Below are 728 nucleotides of genomic sequence, written 5' to 3'. Positions count from 1 at the left end.
CGGGCGTCCAACGCGTCGAGGTGGAGGCGGGCGACCTTCTCGTCCAGGTACTTCGGCAACGTGTACACCCCCGTCGGATACTCCGAGGTGCGGGTGTAGATCTCGATCTGCGCGATGGTCTGGTTCGCGAAGCTGTCGAAGGTCCAGGTGTGGACCTGCGGCTTCACCTCGTCCTTCACCACCCCCGGCACCCGGGCGAGACCGGCCATGTCGATCTCGTTGTCGAAGTGCCCGATGTTCCCCACGATCGCCTGATGCTTCATCCGGCTCATGTCCCCGGCCATGATCACATCACGGTTCCCGGTGGCGGTCACGAAGATGTCCGCCGTCTCCACCACATCCTCCAGGCGCACGACCTGGTACCCGTCCATCGCCGCCTGCAACGCGCAGATCGGGTCCACCTCGGTCACCACCACCCGGGCACCCTGCCCACGCAGCGACTCCGCACAGCCCTTCCCCACATCGCCGTAACCGCAGACCACCGCGGTCTTCCCACCGATCAGCACATCCGTGCCCCGGTTGATCCCGTCGATCAGCGAATGCCGCACCCCGTACTTGTTGTCGAACTTCGACTTCGTCACCGAGTCGTTCACGTTGATCGCCGGGAACAGCAGCGACCCCTCACGGAACATCTCGTACAGACGGTGCACACCCGTCGTGGTCTCCTCGGTGACGCCCCGGACCTCGGAAGCCGCCCGCGTCCACTTCTGCGGCGACTCCGCCACCGT

1 protein-coding gene is annotated in these 728 nt (G+C 65.4%); it reads right to left on the bottom strand.

Features of this window, described 5'->3' with window-relative positions:
• On the bottom strand, window positions 1-728 hold a 728-nt coding region (locus tag IF27_RS29630; protein ID WP_190233153.1), incomplete at both ends, for an adenosylhomocysteinase.

It is taken from the genome of Streptomyces avicenniae, from assembly GCF_000719135.1.
Taxonomy (GTDB): Bacteria; Actinomycetota; Actinomycetes; order Streptomycetales; family Streptomycetaceae; genus Streptomyces; species Streptomyces avicenniae.
This window is presented reverse-complemented; position numbering and strand designations above follow the sequence as displayed.